We start from the raw sequence: 17,235 nt of genomic DNA on the forward strand, positions 1-17,235 counted from the left end.
ACCCGGCTTCTTCCGATCGGCTCATCCCTCTCCAAGGAGATCCATGAGATCTGTGCACGTTGCGCGTGGCAGGCTCTTGCGCGGCCTGACCGCGCTGGTCGTCGGCACCGCACTGGTCGCCGTGGCGGCTGGCCCGGCCGCGGCCCAGGACGACCCCGGTTGGGTCGACGGCTGGCTGGGTGACCTCACCGTCGGCGGCCCCGGCGCTCCCGGCCGCACTGTGCCGCTGACCCTGAACAGCACCGGCGCCAGCCAGCCCCGGGTGACAATCGACCTGACCGGCCTGGCCGGGGTGGCCACCGCCGGCTTCCCCGACTACTGCGTCACCCAGGGCACCTCGGTGACCTGCCCGATGCCGCCGACGGCCATCGAGGAGTTCGGCACGCTCACCGGCACCATCCCGGTGGTGTTCCGGCCCGCGCCCGGCGCTGTCGACGGCGCGACCGGCACCCTCGACTACACGGCGCTCGGCGAGCAGACCGAGGCGTACACCCAGCAGGCGACTGTCACCGTGCGGTCCGGGCCCGACCTGCTCGACATGGTCAACGAAAACGTCGCTGGCGTCGATGTCGGTGACAGTTACGCAATGCCGGTGGCCGTGGTCAACGCCGGCGACCAGCCGGCCGTGGATCTCCGACTCACCTTCCGTTTTCCGGTCGGCATAATTCCGGCCAGCTACCGCAACTGCCGGTACGGCACCGACCCGGCGCTCGGCACCAGGGTCGCCTGCACGGTGCGGGGAACCTTCGCGCCCGGCCAGCGGCACGAACTGCGTGGTGGCTTCCCCACCGCCGTCGGTCCGGCCGCCCTCGGCGGCAAGCGAATCAACCAGATCGTGGAGCCGCTGTCCAGCGCCGGGCCGCTTCCGAGCGATGTGAAGTTCAAGAGGCGCGACGCCGACCAGGCACTGCGCCTGCGGCCGGTCGGCGCACCGCTCGACGTGGTCCCGGTCGAGGTGACCGGCGCCGGCGGCGGGACCTACCTGGGCCAGGTCCAGGGCGCCTTCGACATCGTCGCCAAAGGCGCCGCCGTCACCGGAGCCGTCGGTGACACCGTCCAGGTCATCGTGGGCCTGCGTAATGTCGGCCCCGGCGTGCCGGACGGCACCAACTCCGGCGACGTCGTCGGCGCGTTCTACTTCACCCCACCCGTTGGCGTAACCATCGTGGACCATCCGTCAGACTGCCGGCCGTTCGGCGGCGACGAGGGCACCGCGGACACCCCGGCAACCTGGTACTGCGACGGGCGGGTGGTCGTGTTCCTCGCCGGGACCAGTCACATGGTCACGTTCGACCTGCGGATCGAGCGTCTCACCGGCGCTGCCGGACAGGTCGAGCCGCACGGCCGCTACCCGCGGGTGGACGACGACCCGAGCAACGACATCGCCCCGGTCACCGTGAGCTGACCCAGGCACGGAGAACAATGCGGGCCGGTCACTGACGATTCAGTGACCGGCCCGCATTGTCGTCAACCACGTCAGTCCAGCCCGCCGTACGAGTGCAGGCCGGTGAAGAAGATGTTCACGCCGAACAGGTTCATCAGCATGGTGAGGAAGCCGAGTACCGCGATCCAGGTGGCCACGTTGCGCTTCACGCTGGGCGTCGCGCGGGCGTGCAGGTAGCCGGCGTACACCACCCAGGAGATGAACGCCCAGGTCTCCTTCGGGTCCCAGCCCCACGGCCGACCCCAGGCCGCCTCGGCCCAGATGGCACCGGCGATCACCGCGAAAGTGAAGATCGGGAACGCGAAGGCGTGCAGCGCGAAGGTCAGCCGCTCCAGGCCGGCCGCGCCGGGCAGCCGCTTCGCCAGGGTGTACGGGAAACTCCGCTTGCCCTGCTCGTACCCGTTGCGCATCAGGAAGCCGACCGCCGGCACCACGCCGAGCAGGAAGATGCCGGACGCGAAGACGATCGTCGAGACGTGGATGATGAACCAGTACGAGTTCAGGGCCGGGACCAGCGGCACGATCGGCACGTACAGCACCAGCTCGGCGGTGGCGACCAGCAGCACCATCACCAGGGTGAGGAAGAGCCCGAGCTTGCGCAGCGACTGTCGCTTCCAGAGCACCACCAACCAGGCGGCCACCCCGATGAACGTCACGGTGAGCACGAACTCGTACATGTTGCCCCACGGCATGCGGTCCGCGGCGAGCCCACGGGTGACCAGCGCCGCGAGGTGCAGCGCGGCGGCGACCGCTGTGGCGCCCACCCCGATCAGGCCCGCGAGCCGGGCCCGCCCGGCGGAGCGGTCGGCCGCAGGTGACGAGGGGACCGGCGCGGGCGGCGTCGGGACGACACCGCCGCCGGCACCTACCAACTCGCGCACCGGAGCCGCCGTGGCAACCCGGGTACGCACGTTGCCCAGCGCGTACTCGACGGCGTGGCCGATCATCGCGATCAGGTACGCCAGGATCGCGAACGACACCAGATTGTCGGAGAGTGCGGACATCACTCGGCTCCTTCTCGCACGCCGGCCCGGTCAGCGGAGTCAGCGCCAGCACCAGCCCGTTCGGCACCGCTGACGGCGGCGACCAGCTGGGTGAACTCGTCGGCGAACCCTGGATAGTCGGTACGCGGCAACCCACCGACCTCCATCAAGCTACTACCGCTCGTCGGAGATCCTTCCCCGGGGTCGGCCGGCACCACCCGGAAGAACACCCGACGGCGCTTCCCGAACAGCGAACCCATCAGCCCGACCAGCAGGACGCCGCAACTGACCAGCAGCATCGTCGAGCCGGGATCGTGCCGGACGGAGAGAGTGACGTACCGCTCGGTGCCCAGGAACTCGACTGTCGTGCCGTCGTCCAGCTTCCAGGTCTCGCCCTTGCGGAGCAGTTTGGTGCCGACCTCCTTGACCTTGCCGGCCCGCACCTGCCGCTGATCGAGCTGGTAGACCGAGCCGGGGATGCCGGCGTCCAGGCCGAGGTTGCCCCGGTAGGCGACCAGGTTCAGCACCGGGTTGCGCTCGGTCGGGTACTGCGAGCGGACGAACGGCGCCTTCTCGGGCGCCGTGGGCAGGTAGATGCCGGTGAACGCCATCTGCAGATCCGGTGCGCGCTTGCCGGTCGCCGGGTCGACGTTCGCGTCCGGGAAGGCCGCCAGCCCCTCGCTGGTCAGGCCCATGTCGCCGGTGGTCAGGAACGGCTCGTCACTGATCTGGCTGTTGCCGAACCGGTCGGTGTAGCGGATCACCGGGGCGTACCCGTGGCCGAGCAGGTAGACGCTCGCGTCGTTCAGGCGCAGCGGCGAGTTCACCGAGAAGTCGGCGCTGCGGGTCGGCTCGTCCGGACCGCTGACGGTGACGGTGGCGTTGAAGAACTCCGGCTGGCCGGACGCCAGGAACCGGGCCTCGAAGTCGTCCAACCGCAGGCAGAAGCCGGGCAGGTCGGCGCTGTCCACCTGGGGGCCGAGCTTCGCCTCGGCGTACTGCTGGCGGGTGTTGCAGAACGCGTTGTCAGCGCCGGCCACCAGCAGCCGGTTACCGCTCCAGCCGTACCAGGAGCCGAGCGCCACCCCGATCAGCACCGCGATCAGCGAGGTGTGGAACAGCAGGTTGCCGGTCTCCTTGAGGTAGCCCTTCTCGGCGGAGACCTCGTCGCCGCGCACCTCGACGCGCCAACGGCGCTTGCGCAGCATCTCGGCGATCGCCGCCGCCCCACCGGGCGGGGCGGGCAGCACCGTGTGCTGCGGCAGCCGGGCCATCCGCTTCGGCGCGGCCGGCGGCCGGGACCGCAGCGTGCGGACGTGGTCGCGCAGCCGGGGCGTGATGCAGCCGATCAGGGAGGTGAACAGCAGCAGGTAGATCGCGGAGAACCAGACCGACCCGAAGACCTCGAACGCGCCGATCCGGTCCAGTCGGGGGGCCCAGTCCGGGTGGTCGACGAAGTACTCGTTGACCTTCTCCGGGCTGATCCCGCGCTGCGGCAGCACCGAGCCGGGAATGGCGGCGATCGCGAGCAGGAAGAGCAGGATCAGCGCCGTACGCATACTGGTGAGCTGCCGCCACGAGTTGCGCAGCAGGGCCAGCAGCCGGTTCGGCCGGCGGCGTGGCGCGGGCGCCACGGTCTCCGGTCGGTCGTCGACGACCGTCATCAGATGCTCACCTCGCCCACCCCGACGGTGGTCTGCAACCAGATCACGAAGCTCTGCCATCCGCCGGTGACCAGGGCCAGACCGATCAGGATGAGCAGGGCGCCGCCGACCCGGGTGACCCAGCGGCTGTTGCGCCGGACGGCGCGGAAGACCCCGAGCAGGCGTTCGAAGCCCAGCCCGAAGACGATGAACGGTATCCCCAACCCGAGGCAGTACGCCACGGCGAGCACCACGGCTCGGTCGCTCTGGCCGCTGGCGGTGGCCATGCCCATCACCGCGCCGAGCGTGGGGCCGGTGCAGGGCACCCAACTGAGCGCGAAGACCGCCCCGAAGACCGGTGCGCCGAGCAGCCCGGCGGACGGCAACCGGGAGATCCGGAACTCCCGTTGCAGGGCCGGGATCATCCCGAGGTAGCTCAACCCCGCGACGATGATCAGTACGCCGACGCCGATCTGCAACTCGCGCTCGTAGTCGAAGAACACCCGGCCGATGCTGGCGAAGAGGATCGCGGTGGCCACGAAGACGACTGTGAAGCCGCCGATGAAGAGCAGCGTCCCGGCGAGCACCCGACCCTTCACCGCGCCGGCCCGAGCGACCCGCTCCTTGACCGCGACACCCCCGCCGACCGGCGCAGGGTCGGCCTCCGGCCGCCGGCCCTCCAGGTCGGCGCCGGCCAGACCGGTCACGTACGACAGGTAACCGGGGACGAGTGGGAGCACGCACGGGGAGAGGAAGCTGACCAGGCCGGCGAGCGCCGCCGCGCCGATGGCGAGCAGCAGCGGCCCGCGGAGGGCCAGTTGCTCGAAGGTCTCACCCATCAGTTCGACGCCGGCTTCTCGGCGGCGACCCGTTCGACGATCGGCCGCAGCTCGTCCTTCGTCACCGCGCGACGGATCACCGCGGCGATCCGGCCGTCGCGGTCGAGGACCACTGTCGCCGGTGTGGAATTGGGCGGGATGTCGAAGTTCAGCGCCTGGCTGCTGGACGGGTCGAAGATGCTCGGGTAGGTCACCCGCCCCCGCTCGAAGGCGATCGCCTTGTCCTTGCTGTCCTGCACGTTGACCCCCAGGAAGGTCACCCCGGACGCCTTGGTGGCCTGGTAGGTGTCCTCCAGGTCGTCAGCCTCCGCACGGCAGGGCGCGCACCAGGAACCCCAGAAGTTGACGACCACTACCTGGCCGCGTGCCTGGGAGACGTCGTACTGGCCCCCGGTGAGCAGTTCTCCGACCACCTTGGGGGTCTTCGACCGCTGGTCCGGCGCACAGGTGATCGTGAGGCCGTCGCTGGTGCAGTGCTTCTCCCCGCCGCCCCCGGACGTGCAGCCGGCCAGCGCCACCGCGGCGACGGTGGCGAGCAGACCGGCGGTCCACCTCCGGGCGTTCATCAGGCCCCCTTGGCCGTCCGGGCGGTCGCGGAGAGAGCGATCAGGTGCGCGGCCGGCTCGCTGTAGCCGATGCCCGCGACCTTCGCGCCGTCGAAGTGGAACGAGGTGAGGCTCGCCAGCCCGCACTGCCGCTTGCGCGGGTCGTGCCAGAGCCGCTTGCGCTCGACGTAACGGCGCAACGTCCAGATCGGGAGCTGGTGCGACACCAGCACCGCCTCGCGCCCCTCGGCGGCGACCCGGGCGGCGTGCACGGCGGCGAACATCCGCTCGGCGATCACCCGGTACGCCTCACCCCAGGACGGGGTCACCGGGTCGCGCAGCACCCACCAGTTGCGCGGGTCACGGAACGACCCGTCACCCGGGGAGACCTTCTTGCCCTCGAACCAGTTGGCGCTCTCGATCAGCCGCTCGTCCACCCCGACCGGCAGCCCGAACTGGGCGGCGATCGGCTCGGCGGTCTGCTGGGCGCGCTCCAGCGGGCTGGCCACCACGTGCACGATCTCCCGATCGGCCAGGCCCTGCGCGGCGGCCTTGGCCATCTGCACACCCAGCTCGGAAAGGCGGAAACCGGGCAGCCGGCCGTAGAGGATCTGGTCGGGGTTGTACACCTCGCCGTGCCGAAGCACGTGGACCACCGTCTTGCTCAAGGTCTTCTACCCCCCGTGACCGGCCGCTGCCGCCGCGTTCGCCGCCGTCGGCAGCGCGTCGGCGATGTGTTCCAGAGCGGCGTCGTCGAGCGCCGCCGACACGAACCACGACTCGAACGCGCTCGGCGGCAGGTAGACGCCGGCGGCGAGCATCGCGTGGAAGAACGCCTTGAACGCCGGCACCTGCTGGGTGCGCGCGCTGTCGTAGTCGACAACGTCGGTGTCGGTGAAGAAGACCGAGAACATGCTGCCCGCGTACGACAGTCGGTGTGGGACCCCGGCGGCGGCCAACGCGTCGGACGCCAGCTTGCCCACGACGGCGGCCGTCTCGTCGAGGCGCTGGTACAGCGCGTCGTCGGCGAGCCGCAGGGTCGCCAGGCCGGCGGCGCAGGCCAGCGGGTTACCGGAGAGGGTGCCGGCCTGGTAGACAGGGCCGGCCGGCGCGAGCCGCGCCATGATGTCCGCGCGCCCGCCGAACGCCGCGGCGGGCAGGCCGCCACCCATGACCTTGCCGTACGTCCACAGGTCGGCGTCGGAGGCGTCGAGGCCGTGCCACCCGGCGCGGGAGACCCGGAACCCGGTCATCACCTCGTCCACCACGAGCAGGGCGCCGTGTGCGTGCGCGATCCGGGCGAGCTGCTGGTTGAAGCCGTCGCGGGGTGCCACAACGCCCATGTTGCCGGCGGCAGCCTCGGTGATCACCGCGGCGATGTGCTGGCCCTCGGCGGCGAACGCCTCCTCGACGGCCCGGATGTCGTTGTACGGGAGCACTATCGTCTCGCTGGCCGCCGCGCCGGTCACGCCGGGCGAGTCGGGCAGGCCCAGGGTGGCCACGCCGGAGCCGGCGGAGGCGAGCAGCGCGTCGACGTGGCCGTGGTAGCAACCGGCGAACTTGATGATCTTCGAGCGGCCGGTGAAGCCGCGGGCCAGCCGGATCGCCGACATGGTCGCCTCGGTGCCGGAGTTGACCAGGCGCACCTGCTCCATCGGGGTCCGGTCGACGAGCTCGGCGGCCAGCTCCACCTCGCCCGGCGTGGGGGTGCCGAAGCTGGTGCCCTTTGCGGCGGCGGCCTGGACGGCGGCCACCACCTCGGGATGCGCGTGCCCGAGGATCAGCGGACCCCAGGAGCAGACCAGGTCGACGTAGCGGCGACCGTCGGCGTCGTACAGCCACGGGCCCTCACCACGGACCATGAAACGCGGGGTGCCGCCGACCGCCTGGAAGGCACGCACAGGGGAGTTCACCCCGCCCGGCACGATGGCGCGGGCGCGGTCGAACAGGGCCTCGGAGGCCGGCGCATCGGCTGGGTAGCGGCCGGATCCGGCGGGAAAGATGTCGGTCACGATGCCGCCATTGTGACAGCGCCGGACGGTCAACCAGCAGCCACCCCGTGGTGGGGTTACCCGGCTCACCTGTGACCCGCGCCGGTCAGCAGCGCCGACATGGGGGGCCTCGTGGCCTGGACGGCAACGGCTCGCGGCCTCGACAGGCCAGGTCGGTCGGATCGCGCTAGGCTGACCGGGTGGATCGTGCCGAACTGTCCATCACGCTACACCGGACGGGCGACGAAGCAGTCTTGCGCCTGGCCGGTGAGATCGACATGCTCACGGCGGCCCAGCTCTCCACCGTCGTCAACGAGGTGCTGGCCGACCCGCCGCCGAAGATCGTGCTCGACCTCGGCGGCGTCACCTTCTGCGACTCGCAGGGCCTGGGCACCCTGGTCGTGCTCAGCCGCAAGGCCAGCCACGCGCAGAGCCTGCTGATGCTGACGCACGTGGGCGACTTCCTGATCCGCGTGCTGGACATCACCGGCCTGCGCAGCGCCCTGATGATCCGCAACGACCAGCCCACCGGCTGAGCCGCCCCGCCGCGTCAGGCGGTGTTGCCCCAACGGGCCTGTTCGAGCAGCCGTACCGCCCGGTCGCGGACCTCCGGGTCGTCCGAGCGGAGCTGCGCGGTCGCCTCGTCGACAGCGTCGGTGAGCCGCCGCCACTGCGTGTCGCGCTCCCGGACCAGATCCGACTGGGTGGCGAGCTGCCGGGTCTTCACCCACAGCTCCACGAAGACCGACACCTTGGCCCGGAGCACCCACGGGTCGAACGGCTTGGTGAGGTAGTCCACAGCCCCCACCTGGTAACCCCGAAGGGCGAGTTGGGCGTCCCGGTCGGCGGCGGTGAGGAAGATGATCGGCACGTGCCGGGTCCGCTCGCGGCGCTTGATGTGGCTCGCCGTCTCGAAGCCGTCCATGTCCGGCATCTGCGCGTCCAACAGGATCACCGCGAAGTCGTCCACCAGCAGCTGCTTGAGCGCCGCCTCGCCGCTCTCCACCGCCACGGACTGGACCGGCAGGCCCTGAAGGATCGCCTCCAGGGCCGTCAGGTTCTGCCGCCGGTCGTCCACGAGCAGCGCTTTGGCCATCTGGGTCACGAAGTCTCCTCGGTCCGGCTGCCGTTGATCCAGGACGACATCAGTTCGATCAGGTCGTCCAGGTCGACCGGCTTGGTGATGTAGTCGCTGCCCCCGGCAGCGAGCGCCGACTCCCGGTCACCCGGCATCGCCTTCGCGGTCAGGAAGACCACCGGCAGGTCGGCGAACCGGTGGTTGCGGCGAATCTGGCGGGTGGTCTCGTAACCGTCCTGGTCGGGCATCATGGCGTCCATCAGCACGATGTCCACCTCCGGATGCTCGGCCAGCAGACGGACACCGTCCGCCCCGTTGTCCGAGTACAGCACGGTCATCCCGTGCAGCTCCAACGCGCTGGTCAAGGCGAAGACGTTGCGGACGTCGTCGTCCACGATCAGCACCGTGGCGCCGTCCAGTTGACGGGTGGCCGGTGCCTCCGGCCGTTCCGGCAGCAGTTCCAGCGGCGGCATCAGCAGCGACGACGGCAGACCGGCGCGCTGCGGCGACGGAGTCTGCGGCGCCACCACCGCGTCCGGGGCCAGCACCTGCGGCACGAACAGGGTGAAGGTCGAGCCCTGACCGGGCGCGGACGACACGGTGATGGTGCCGCCGATCAGTCGGGCCAGATCGCGGCTGATCGACAGGCCCAGGCCGGTGCCGCCGTACCGGCGACTGGTAGTGCCGTCGGCCTGCTGGAACGCCTCGAAGATGATCGACAGCTTGTCGTCGGAGATGCCGATCCCGGTGTCGATCACGGTGAACGCGATCACCTGCTGGGCGTTGGTCAGCGCCGGCACGTCGAAGACGGCGTTCTCCGCGGCCGGGGCGATCCGCAGCGTCACCGCGCCGTTGTCGGTGAACTTCACAGCGTTGGAGAGCAGGTTGCGCAGGATCTGCTGCAACCGCTGCGCGTCGGTCACCAACGCCGGCGGCAGATCCTTGCTCACCCGTACCTGGAAGTCCAGGTTCTTCTCCTCGGCCTGCGGCGCGAACGCCTGCTCGACGTAGCCGCGCAGCTCGGTGAAGCGGATCTCGGTCGGCTCGACGTCCATCCGGCCCGCCTCGATCTTGGACAGGTCGAGGATGTCGTCGATCAGCCGCAGCAGGTCCGAGCCGGACCCGTGGATGGTCCGGGCGAACTCGATCTGCTTCGGGCTGAGGTTCTGCTCCGAGTTCTCGGCCAGCAGACGGGCCAGCAGCAGCAACGAGTTCAACGGGGTCCGCAGCTCGTGGCTCATGTTGGCCAGGAACTCCGACTTGTACGCCGACGCCCGGGTCAGCTGCTGCGCCTTCTCCTCCAGGCCCAGCCGCGCCAGCTCGATCTCCCGGTTCTTCGTCTCGATGTTGCCCTTCTGCTCGGACAGCAGAGTGGCCTTCTCCTCCAGCTCGGCGTTGGTGCGCTGCAACTCCGCCGACTGCTCCTGCATCTCGTGCGCCAGCCGCTGCGACTGGGCCAGCAGCTCCTCCGTACGCCGGTTGGCCTGGATGGTGTTGACAGCGATGCCGATGGTGAGCACCAACCGCTCCAGGAACGACAGGTGCAGCTCGGAGAAGGCCGACACACTGGCGAACTCGATCACCCCGAGCAGCTCGCCCTCGAACAGCACGGGGAGCACCACCAGGTCGGACGGGGGTGTCTCGGCCAGGCCGGACCGCAGGGTGAGCCGACTGTTCGGGGAGGCGCTGACCCGGATCGTGCGACGGGAGAGCGCTGTCTGCCCGACCAGCCCCTCACCCGGCCCGAAGGTGACGTCGTGGCCCCGCGCCACGTACCCGTAGGAGGAGGTCAGCCGAAGCCGCATGGTGCCGTCGGTGTCGTCGGCCAGGAAGAAGGCGCCGAGCTGGGCGTCGACCAGCGGAGTCACCTCCGTCATGATCATGCGGCAGACCTCGCCGAGGTCGCGCTGGCCCTGCAACAGGCCGCCGATCCGGGCGAGGTTGGAGTCCAGCCAGCCCTGCTCGGCGTTCTTCTTCGTCGTCTCCCGGAGGGTGACGATCATCTGGTTGATGTTGTCCTTCAGCTCGGCGACCTCGCCCTGCGCCTTGACCGCGATCCGCTGGGTCAGGTCGCCCCGGGTCACCGAGGTGGACACCTGGGCGATGGCCCGCAACTGCGTGGTCAGCGTCGAGGCGAGCTGGTTGACGTTCTCGGTGAGGTCACGCCAGGTGCCAGAGACGCCCTTCACCTGCGCCTGACCGCCGAGCTTGCCCTCGATACCGACCTCGCGGGCCACCCGGGTCACCTCGTCGGCGAACGACGACAACTGGTCCACCATCGTGTTGACAGTCGACTTCAGCTCCAGGATCTCGCCCTGGGCATCCACGGTGATCTTCTGCGACAGGTCACCCTTCGCCACGGCGGTGGTCACCGAGGCGATGTTGCGGACCTGGCTGGTCAGGTTCGACGCCATCGAGTTCACGTTGTCGGTCAGGTCCCGCCAGGTGCCGGAAACGCCCTTCACCTGCGCCTGGCCACCGAGCTTGCCCTCGGTGCCCACCTCACGGGCCACCCGGGTCACCTCGTCGGCGAACGACGACAACTGGTCCACCATCGTGTTGACAGTCGACTTCAACTCCAGGATCTCGCCCCGCGCATCCACGGTGATCTTCTGCGACAGGTCACCCTTCGCCACCGCAGTGGAGACCTGCGCGATGTTGCGGACCTGGGCGGTCAGGTTCGACGCCATCGAGTTCACATTGTCGGTCAGGTCCCGCCAGGTGCCGGCGACCCCGCGCACCTGCGCCTGGCCGCCCAACTTGCCCTCGGTGCCCACCTCACGCGCGACCCGGGTCACCTCGTCGGCGAACGACGACAACTGGTCCACCATCGTGTTGACAGTCGACTTCAGCTCCAGGATCTCGCCCCGTGCGTCCACCGTGATCTTCTGCGACAGGTCACCCTTCGCCACGGCGGTGGTCACCGAGGCGATGTTGCGGACCTGGCTGGTCAGGTTCGACGCCATCGAGTTCACGTTGTCGGTCAGGTCCCGCCAGGTGCCGGAAACGCCCTTCACCTGCGCCTGACCGCCCAGGTTGCCCTCGGTGCCCACCTCGCGGGCCACCCGGGTCACCTCGTCGGCGAACGACGACAACTGGTCGACCATGGTGTTGACGGTGTTCTTCAGCTCCAGGATCTCGCCCTGGGCGTCCACCGTGATCTTCTGCGACAGGTCGCCCTTCGCCACTGCTGTGGAGACCTGGGAGATGTTGCGGACCTGGCTGGTCAGGTTGCCGGCCAACTGGTTGACGTTCTCGGTGAGGTCCCGCCAGGTGCCGGAGACGCCGCGCACCTGGGCCTGACCGCCCAACTTGCCCTCGATGCCCACCTCACGCGCGACCCGGGTCACCTCGTCGGCGAACGACGACAACTGGTCCACCATCGTGTTGACGGTGTCCTTCAGCTCCAGGATCTCGCCCTGCGCCGCCACCGTGATCTTCTGCGACAGGTCGCCGCGCGCCACCGCCGTGGAGACCTGCGCGATGTTACGGACCTGGGCGGTCAGGTTCGACGCCATCGAGTTGACGCTGTCGGTCAGGTCCTTCCAGGTGCCGGCCACGTTCGGCACCTCGGCCTGGCCGCCCAACTTGCCCTCGGTGCCCACCTCACGGGCCACCCGGGTCACCTGCTCGGCGAAGAGCCGCAGCGTGTCGGTGAGGTAGTTCATCGTGGCGGCCAGCTCGGCCACCTCACCACGCGCGCCGACCGTGATCTTCTGCGACAGGTCGCCCTTGGCCACCGCCGTCGCCACCTGCGAGATCGACCGCACCTGGCCGGTCAGGTTCGACGCCATGGTGTTCACCGAGTCGGTGAGGTCCTTCCAGGTGCCGGCGACACCCCGCACGTCGGCCTGGCCACCCAACTTGCCCTCGGTGCCCACCTCACGGGCCACCCGCGTCACCTCGTTGGAGAACGACGACAGCTGGTCCACCATCGTGTTCACCGTGCGCCCGATGCGCAGGTACTCACCGCGCAGCGGCCGACCGTCGATCTCCAACGCCATGTGCTGGGACAGGTCACCGTCGGCGACCGCCACGATCACCCGGGCGATCTCGGTGGTCGGTCGACCCAGGTCGTCGATCAGCGAGTTGATCGCCCGCTGCCCCTCCGCCCAGGAACCGTCCAGCCCCTCGTCGTCGAGCCGCTCGGTGAGCCGGCCGTCGCGACCGACGATCCGGCTGATCCGCCGCAGGTCCAGGTACTGCCGCTCCTGGAGCGAGACCACCTCGTTGAAGGCGTCCGCCACCTCACCGGCCGCGCCGGCCCGGCGGGGAAGCCGGACCTTCAGGTCGCCGCGGCCGATCCGTCGCAGTGCCTCGGCCAACTCACCGAGGAGCGCCTCGTGGTCGGACGCGGACGGATCCGCCACCGACTGCTTCGACGTGGTCATCATTCCTCGCTCAACTCGGGGGGCGCCGGTCCGTGCGGACACACCGGCACCCCATATTGTGCCCGCGCGCGCCGTGGTGCCAGGGTGCGCGACCCGCCAGATGGCATCGATCGCCCGGTCGACCCGCCCGATCGGCGTCGAGTCGACACGGCGTGCCGCAAACCTCGCCCGGCTCCCGGACCTGTCGTTTCGACACGTCAACACGTGCGCTGCCACCGGTGCCGCTGACCGACGCGACAGGCCCGCGATCGGTGATCGGCTTGGCACCCGGCAGGGCGACGGTGGAGGATACGGGGGTGCCAGACGAGGCGGGGCCCGCGATGGCCGGGGCCCGGGACGGGGCCGTCCGGCGTGTTCGGCTGCCCGCCGACCGCCGTACGCCGGCCGCCGCCCGCGCCGTGGTCCGCTCGGTGTTGACCGAGTCACACCTGGACGAGCTGGCCAACGAGGCGCTGCTGCTCACCACCGAGCTGACCACCAATGCCGTCGAACACGCCCGCACCGAACTGGACATCGAGGTCGTCGCGGACGAGATCGGGCTGACCGTCACCGTCTCCGACTTCGCCCCCGGTTCCGGCGACGAGCTGACCGTCGGTGACCGCAACGACTCCACCGAGATCAACGAGGTCTCCGTGCGAGGCCGGGGCCTGTTGCTGGTCGACCACTTCGCCAGCCGCTGGGGCACCACGTACCTGCCCACCGGCAAGGGCGTCTGGTTCCGGCTGGACCGCCCCGGCGCCGACCCGCCCTCCAGCGGGACCATCGGCGAGTCGACACCGGCCAACGCCGGCCCCCGGACGAGCACCGACGGGTCCGCGCCGAGCGCCAGCGCGATGAGCGAACTCATGCAGACCGCCCCTGACCTGTACGGGGACGACCCGTTGCCCGACTTCGCCACCAGCCTGCTCAGCCGGGTCGCCGAGATGGTGGGCGCAGCCGGCGGCACGATCCGCCTCGACCGGGGCGACGGGCAGGGCCGCCAGGTGCTGGCCCGCTTCGGTCGGCCGCCCCGCCCCGGCAGCGACCTGCTCCGGGTGCCACTGACGGTGCACCGCCCGTACGCCGGGGAGTTGGAGTTGGACGCCGCGCCGTCGGCGTACGCCCAACCGTTGGCCGTGCTCACCGCCGAGCGGCTGTCGCTGCACCTGGAGAACGACCGGCTGCGCCGGGCCGACGTCCGCCGGCAGGTGTGGCTGACGTTCCTCGCCGAGGCGAGCGAACTGCTGGCCCAGTCGCTCGACGTCGACCTGACCATGGCGCTGGTGCCGCAGCTTGTGGTGCCGCGACTCGGCCAGTGGTGCGCGGTGCACACCACCGACGAATGGGGTCGCCTCCGGCTGGCGGCGGCGAGCCACGCCGACGAGTCGATGCTTCCGCAGTTGCACAAGGTGCTGGCCGAGACCGGGCCGGACTCGATCCAGGCCCGCCTGCGCGAGGCGTCCCGCAGCGCCGCGCAGATCCCCCTGGGCGGGCCGATGGAGGGTTTCGCGGTTCCGCTGATCGCACGCGGGCAGCGGCTCGGGACCCTGGCGGTGGGGCGGCACCAGCGGCACCGGCACGACCCGGACGAGGTGGCCGTGTTGGAGGACGTGGCCCGGCGGGCCGCGCTGGCCATCGAGAACGCCCGGATCCACGCCGAACGCCGTCGGGTGGCGCAGACGCTCCAGCAGTCTCTGCTGCCGCCGGTGCTGCCACTGGTGGACGGGATCGGTTTCGCCGCCGAGTACGTCCCGACCGGCGACGACGCCGAGGTGGGCGGCGACTTCTACGACGTGGTGCCGCTGCCCGACGGGCGCTGGCTGGTGGTGATCGGTGACGTCTCGGGCAAGGGTGTCCAGGCCGCCGCGGTGACCGGGCTGGTCCGGGACGTGATCCGGGTGCTGGTCGGCGACGGCAAACCGCTACCGGAGGCGCTGGCGCGGCTCAACGAGACGCTTGTCGAGCGCGGTGGCGGTCGCTACTGCACGCTGGCGCTGGCAGCGGTCGGGCCGGGCAAGGGTGACCAGTTGGCCGTCTCGCTGCACCTCGCCGGGCACGACCGGCCGGTGCTGCTGGCCGCGGCGGGCGGGGCCGAGTTCGTCGGCACCGGCGGCACCGCGCTCGGCCTGCTCGACACGATCACCTCGCCGACGGCGGAGATCACGCTCGCGCCGGGCGATTCGCTGATCTTCTACACCGATGGCGTCACCGAGCGGCGGCGCGGCCGGGAATTGTTCGGCACCGACCGACTGCGGGACGCCGCAGCGCCCCTGGCCGGATACTCGGCCGACGTGGTGGCCGCCCGGCTGCGCGCCGCAGCGATCAACTTCTCGGTCGAGCCGCCCCGGGACGACATCGCCATCCTGGTGCTCCGCAACGACGCGACCTGACCGCAGCGCGGCCCCCGGCCGCCGGGTCCGCTCGGTAGATTGACGGCCATGACGAGCGTCGCGCAGGTCACGTCGTACTCCCGGCCGGCGGTCCGGGCCCTGATCATCGCGCAGTTCGCGACCATCGGCGGGTTCCTCGCCGTGCTGCTGCTCTACATCGGTCGGATGACGAGCGCCGGCGTCGGCCCGGCCGAGATGCTGACCGGCGCGTACGACCCGAAGGACGTGGCCTTCTTCGGGGTGCTCCACCCCGTGGTGGCGGTGCTCTACCTGACGGGTGCGGTGCTCGGGCTGCCGTTGGCGATCGTCGCGGGGGTGGTGGTCGCCCGGGAACGCGCTGCCCTGCCCCGGGCAACCCGGTCACTGCTGCTGGCCGGCGCGGTCGGCAGCCTGCTGGTGCTGGTGGCCCGTCTCACCCCGCCGCTGCTGGACATGCACCGGTGGTGGATGGACTGACCTCGGCCGGGCCGCACCGGCCCGGCCGACGGCTCAGATGGCCGGACCTGCCTCACAGGCCACCGGGGAGCCGCCCGGGCGCGAGCCGGTGCTCCGGATCCAGGTGCCGCTTCGCGGCCCGCAACTGGGCCAAGCCGGCCAGCTCGCCCCAGAGGTCGACCGCCTGGCGGACCGCCGCCGGAGCGGAGACCACCACGCAGCGGCCCTGCCGGGCCAGCAGCACGCCTCGGACGGCGGCCAGGATGGACGCCACCCGGTCGGCCGCGAGCGCCCCGGGCAGTGCCGCGTGCACCACGCCCAGCCCGGCGGAGCCGCGCACCGGCACCGGCGCTCCGGCCGCGTCGCGGAGCGCGTAGACGGCGGCGTGCAGGTCGCCGATCGGCACCTCCAGGCGCAGCGCCGTGTCACCGGGCGCGAACGGGTAGCGGCGCCACCACGTCGGCGCGGAGTGGGCGATCGTCGCCTCCCCGTGCAGCAGGCCGACCAGCCGCTCGGCGCGCTCGGTGACGTCGGCCGGGCCGCCTTCCAGCAGCACCACAAGGCTGCCGGCCCGGGACGGTGCGCCGGCCCGGCCGGACATCGACGGATGGCGCTCGCGGGCGGTGGCCGCCGGGTGACCGGGCGGGTACGGCGTACGTGGGCGGGGGGTGCCTCCGGGCAGGTCCAGCTCGATGGCCGACGGCTCCAGCCGAGCGGCGAGGATCGTCCGGACCAGGTCGTGCACCTCCAACGGCGTCCACACCGGGCGGGACACCCAGAGCCTGCTCGCCGGCACCGGCTGCACCCGCAGGCTCGCCGACACCAGCACGCCGAGCGCGCCCTGGGAGCCGCAGAGCAGGCGGGCCAGGTCGAGCCCGGGCGCGCCACCGCCGACGCTGATCAGCTCGCCGTCGGCGGCGAGGTAACGCACACCGAGCAGTTGGTCGCAGGGGCTGCCGTGGCGGTGGCGCAGCGGGCCGGACTCGCCGGCGGCGAGCACACCGCCCACTGTCGCGCCGGGCGAGGGTGCGTCCATCGCGAGCCGCTGCCCGGTGCGCTCCAGGGTGGCCTGCACCGCCCGCAGTGGAGTGCCGGCCCCCACGTCGGTCACCAGCGAGTCGACCGGCTCGTGACCGATGCCGGCCAGCCGGCCGGTGTCGAGCAGGATGTCGACCTGAACGGGGGCGGCGCCCCAGTCGATCTTCGTGCCCGCGCCTCGGGGCACCACCGTCAGATCGTGCACGGCGGCCAGTCGCAGCACCTCGGCGGCGGCGTGCGGGCCACCCGGGACGGCCACCCAGCGCGCCGGTCGCCCCGCCACCTCGTCGGCGGGCCCGGCCAGCCGGGAGAACGGTGGACCGCAGATCGCCGCCAACCGCCGGGTGATCTCAAGGGCTCCGGACCGGCCGAGGGAACTCGCTGCTGCCGCCATGCCGGCCATCGTACATGTGTTCGAAAGGCGTGGTGGGGAGTATCGGGATGCCGCTGGTCCGGCGCGCTGCGGCTGCCGGCCGGTA

General features: G+C 71.2%; 13 protein-coding genes. 4 read left to right on the forward strand and 9 right to left on the reverse strand.

Going from position 1 to position 17,235, the window contains the following annotated elements; translation table 11 throughout:
* The first annotated feature begins 43 nt into the window (after positions 1-43).
* A complete protein-coding gene (locus tag OG598_RS25455) occupies positions 44-1,405 on the forward strand; it encodes a hypothetical protein (RefSeq protein ID WP_328651396.1) in 1,362 nt (453 codons plus the stop codon).
* A gap of 71 nt (positions 1,406-1,476) precedes the next feature.
* On the opposite strand, the gene ccsB is transcribed toward OG598_RS25455, so the two are convergent.
* From ccsB to hemL, 6 genes are read right to left on the reverse strand one after another with little or no spacing between them, the layout of a single operon-like run.
* Positions 1,477-2,448: a c-type cytochrome biogenesis protein CcsB gene (gene ccsB, locus OG598_RS25460; RefSeq protein ID WP_328651397.1), complete on the reverse strand. Its 972-nt coding sequence runs from the start codon at positions 2,446-2,448 to the stop codon at positions 1,477-1,479.
* Positions 2,448-4,091, reverse strand: coding sequence for a cytochrome c biogenesis protein ResB (gene resB, locus OG598_RS25465; protein ID WP_328651398.1), 1,644 nt, complete (start codon positions 4,089-4,091; stop codon positions 2,448-2,450). The genes ccsB and resB overlap by 1 nt, the downstream gene beginning before the upstream one ends.
* A complete protein-coding gene (locus OG598_RS25470; protein WP_328651399.1) occupies positions 4,091-4,909 on the reverse strand; it encodes a cytochrome c biogenesis CcdA family protein in 819 nt (272 codons plus the stop codon). The genes resB and OG598_RS25470 overlap by 1 nt, the downstream gene beginning before the upstream one ends.
* Positions 4,909-5,475, reverse strand: a complete 567-nt coding sequence (locus OG598_RS25475; protein ID WP_328651400.1) for a TlpA family protein disulfide reductase — start codon at positions 5,473-5,475, stop codon at positions 4,909-4,911. Before OG598_RS25475 ends, OG598_RS25470 begins: the two co-directional genes overlap by 1 nt.
* Positions 5,475-6,122, reverse strand: coding sequence for a histidine phosphatase family protein (locus tag OG598_RS25480; protein ID WP_328651401.1), 648 nt, complete (start codon positions 6,120-6,122; stop codon positions 5,475-5,477). Before OG598_RS25480 ends, OG598_RS25475 begins: the two co-directional genes overlap by 1 nt.
* Positions 6,123-6,128: 6 nt before the next feature.
* On the reverse strand, positions 6,129-7,466 hold the full coding sequence (gene hemL, locus OG598_RS25485) for a glutamate-1-semialdehyde 2,1-aminomutase (RefSeq protein ID WP_328651402.1): 1,338 nt from the start codon (positions 7,464-7,466) through the stop codon (positions 6,129-6,131).
* Between the two features lie 179 nt (positions 7,467-7,645).
* Between hemL and OG598_RS25490 the strand changes: the two genes are divergently transcribed.
* The gene (locus OG598_RS25490) at positions 7,646-7,981 is read left to right on the forward strand and encodes an STAS domain-containing protein (protein ID WP_088951070.1); all 336 of its coding nucleotides are present in this window, start codon (positions 7,646-7,648) and stop codon (positions 7,979-7,981) included.
* A 14-nt stretch (positions 7,982-7,995) separates the two neighbouring features.
* Here the strand turns inward: OG598_RS25490 and OG598_RS25495 are convergent, their stop codons facing one another.
* Both OG598_RS25495 and OG598_RS25500 read right to left on the reverse strand, forming a co-directional pair.
* The gene (locus OG598_RS25495; protein WP_091395745.1) at positions 7,996-8,550 is read right to left on the reverse strand and encodes a response regulator; all 555 of its coding nucleotides are present in this window, start codon (positions 8,548-8,550) and stop codon (positions 7,996-7,998) included.
* Positions 8,547-12,917: a HAMP domain-containing protein gene (locus tag OG598_RS25500; RefSeq protein ID WP_442931373.1), complete on the reverse strand. Its 4,371-nt coding sequence runs from the start codon at positions 12,915-12,917 to the stop codon at positions 8,547-8,549. The genes OG598_RS25495 and OG598_RS25500 overlap by 4 nt, the downstream gene beginning before the upstream one ends.
* A 293-nt stretch (positions 12,918-13,210) precedes the next feature.
* Here OG598_RS25500 and OG598_RS25505 point away from each other — a divergent pair, with 293 nt between their 5' ends.
* Positions 13,211-15,283 (forward strand): SpoIIE family protein phosphatase, encoded by a 2,073-nt coding sequence (locus OG598_RS25505; RefSeq protein WP_442931374.1) that lies wholly within the window; start codon positions 13,211-13,213, stop codon positions 15,281-15,283.
* A gap of 48 nt (positions 15,284-15,331) precedes the next feature.
* Complete coding sequence (locus OG598_RS25510) at positions 15,332-15,739, forward strand: hypothetical protein (RefSeq protein ID WP_328651404.1); 408 nt, start codon at positions 15,332-15,334, stop codon at positions 15,737-15,739.
* Between the two features lie 52 nt (positions 15,740-15,791).
* Here the strand turns inward: OG598_RS25510 and OG598_RS25515 are convergent, their stop codons facing one another.
* A complete protein-coding gene (locus OG598_RS25515; RefSeq protein ID WP_328651405.1) occupies positions 15,792-17,150 on the reverse strand; it encodes an FAD-binding oxidoreductase in 1,359 nt (452 codons plus the stop codon).
* Positions 17,151-17,235 lie beyond the last annotated feature (85 nt).

This window comes from Micromonospora sp. NBC_00330 (genome assembly GCF_036136635.1).
GTDB lineage: Bacteria > Actinomycetota > Actinomycetes > Mycobacteriales > Micromonosporaceae > Micromonospora > Micromonospora salmantinae.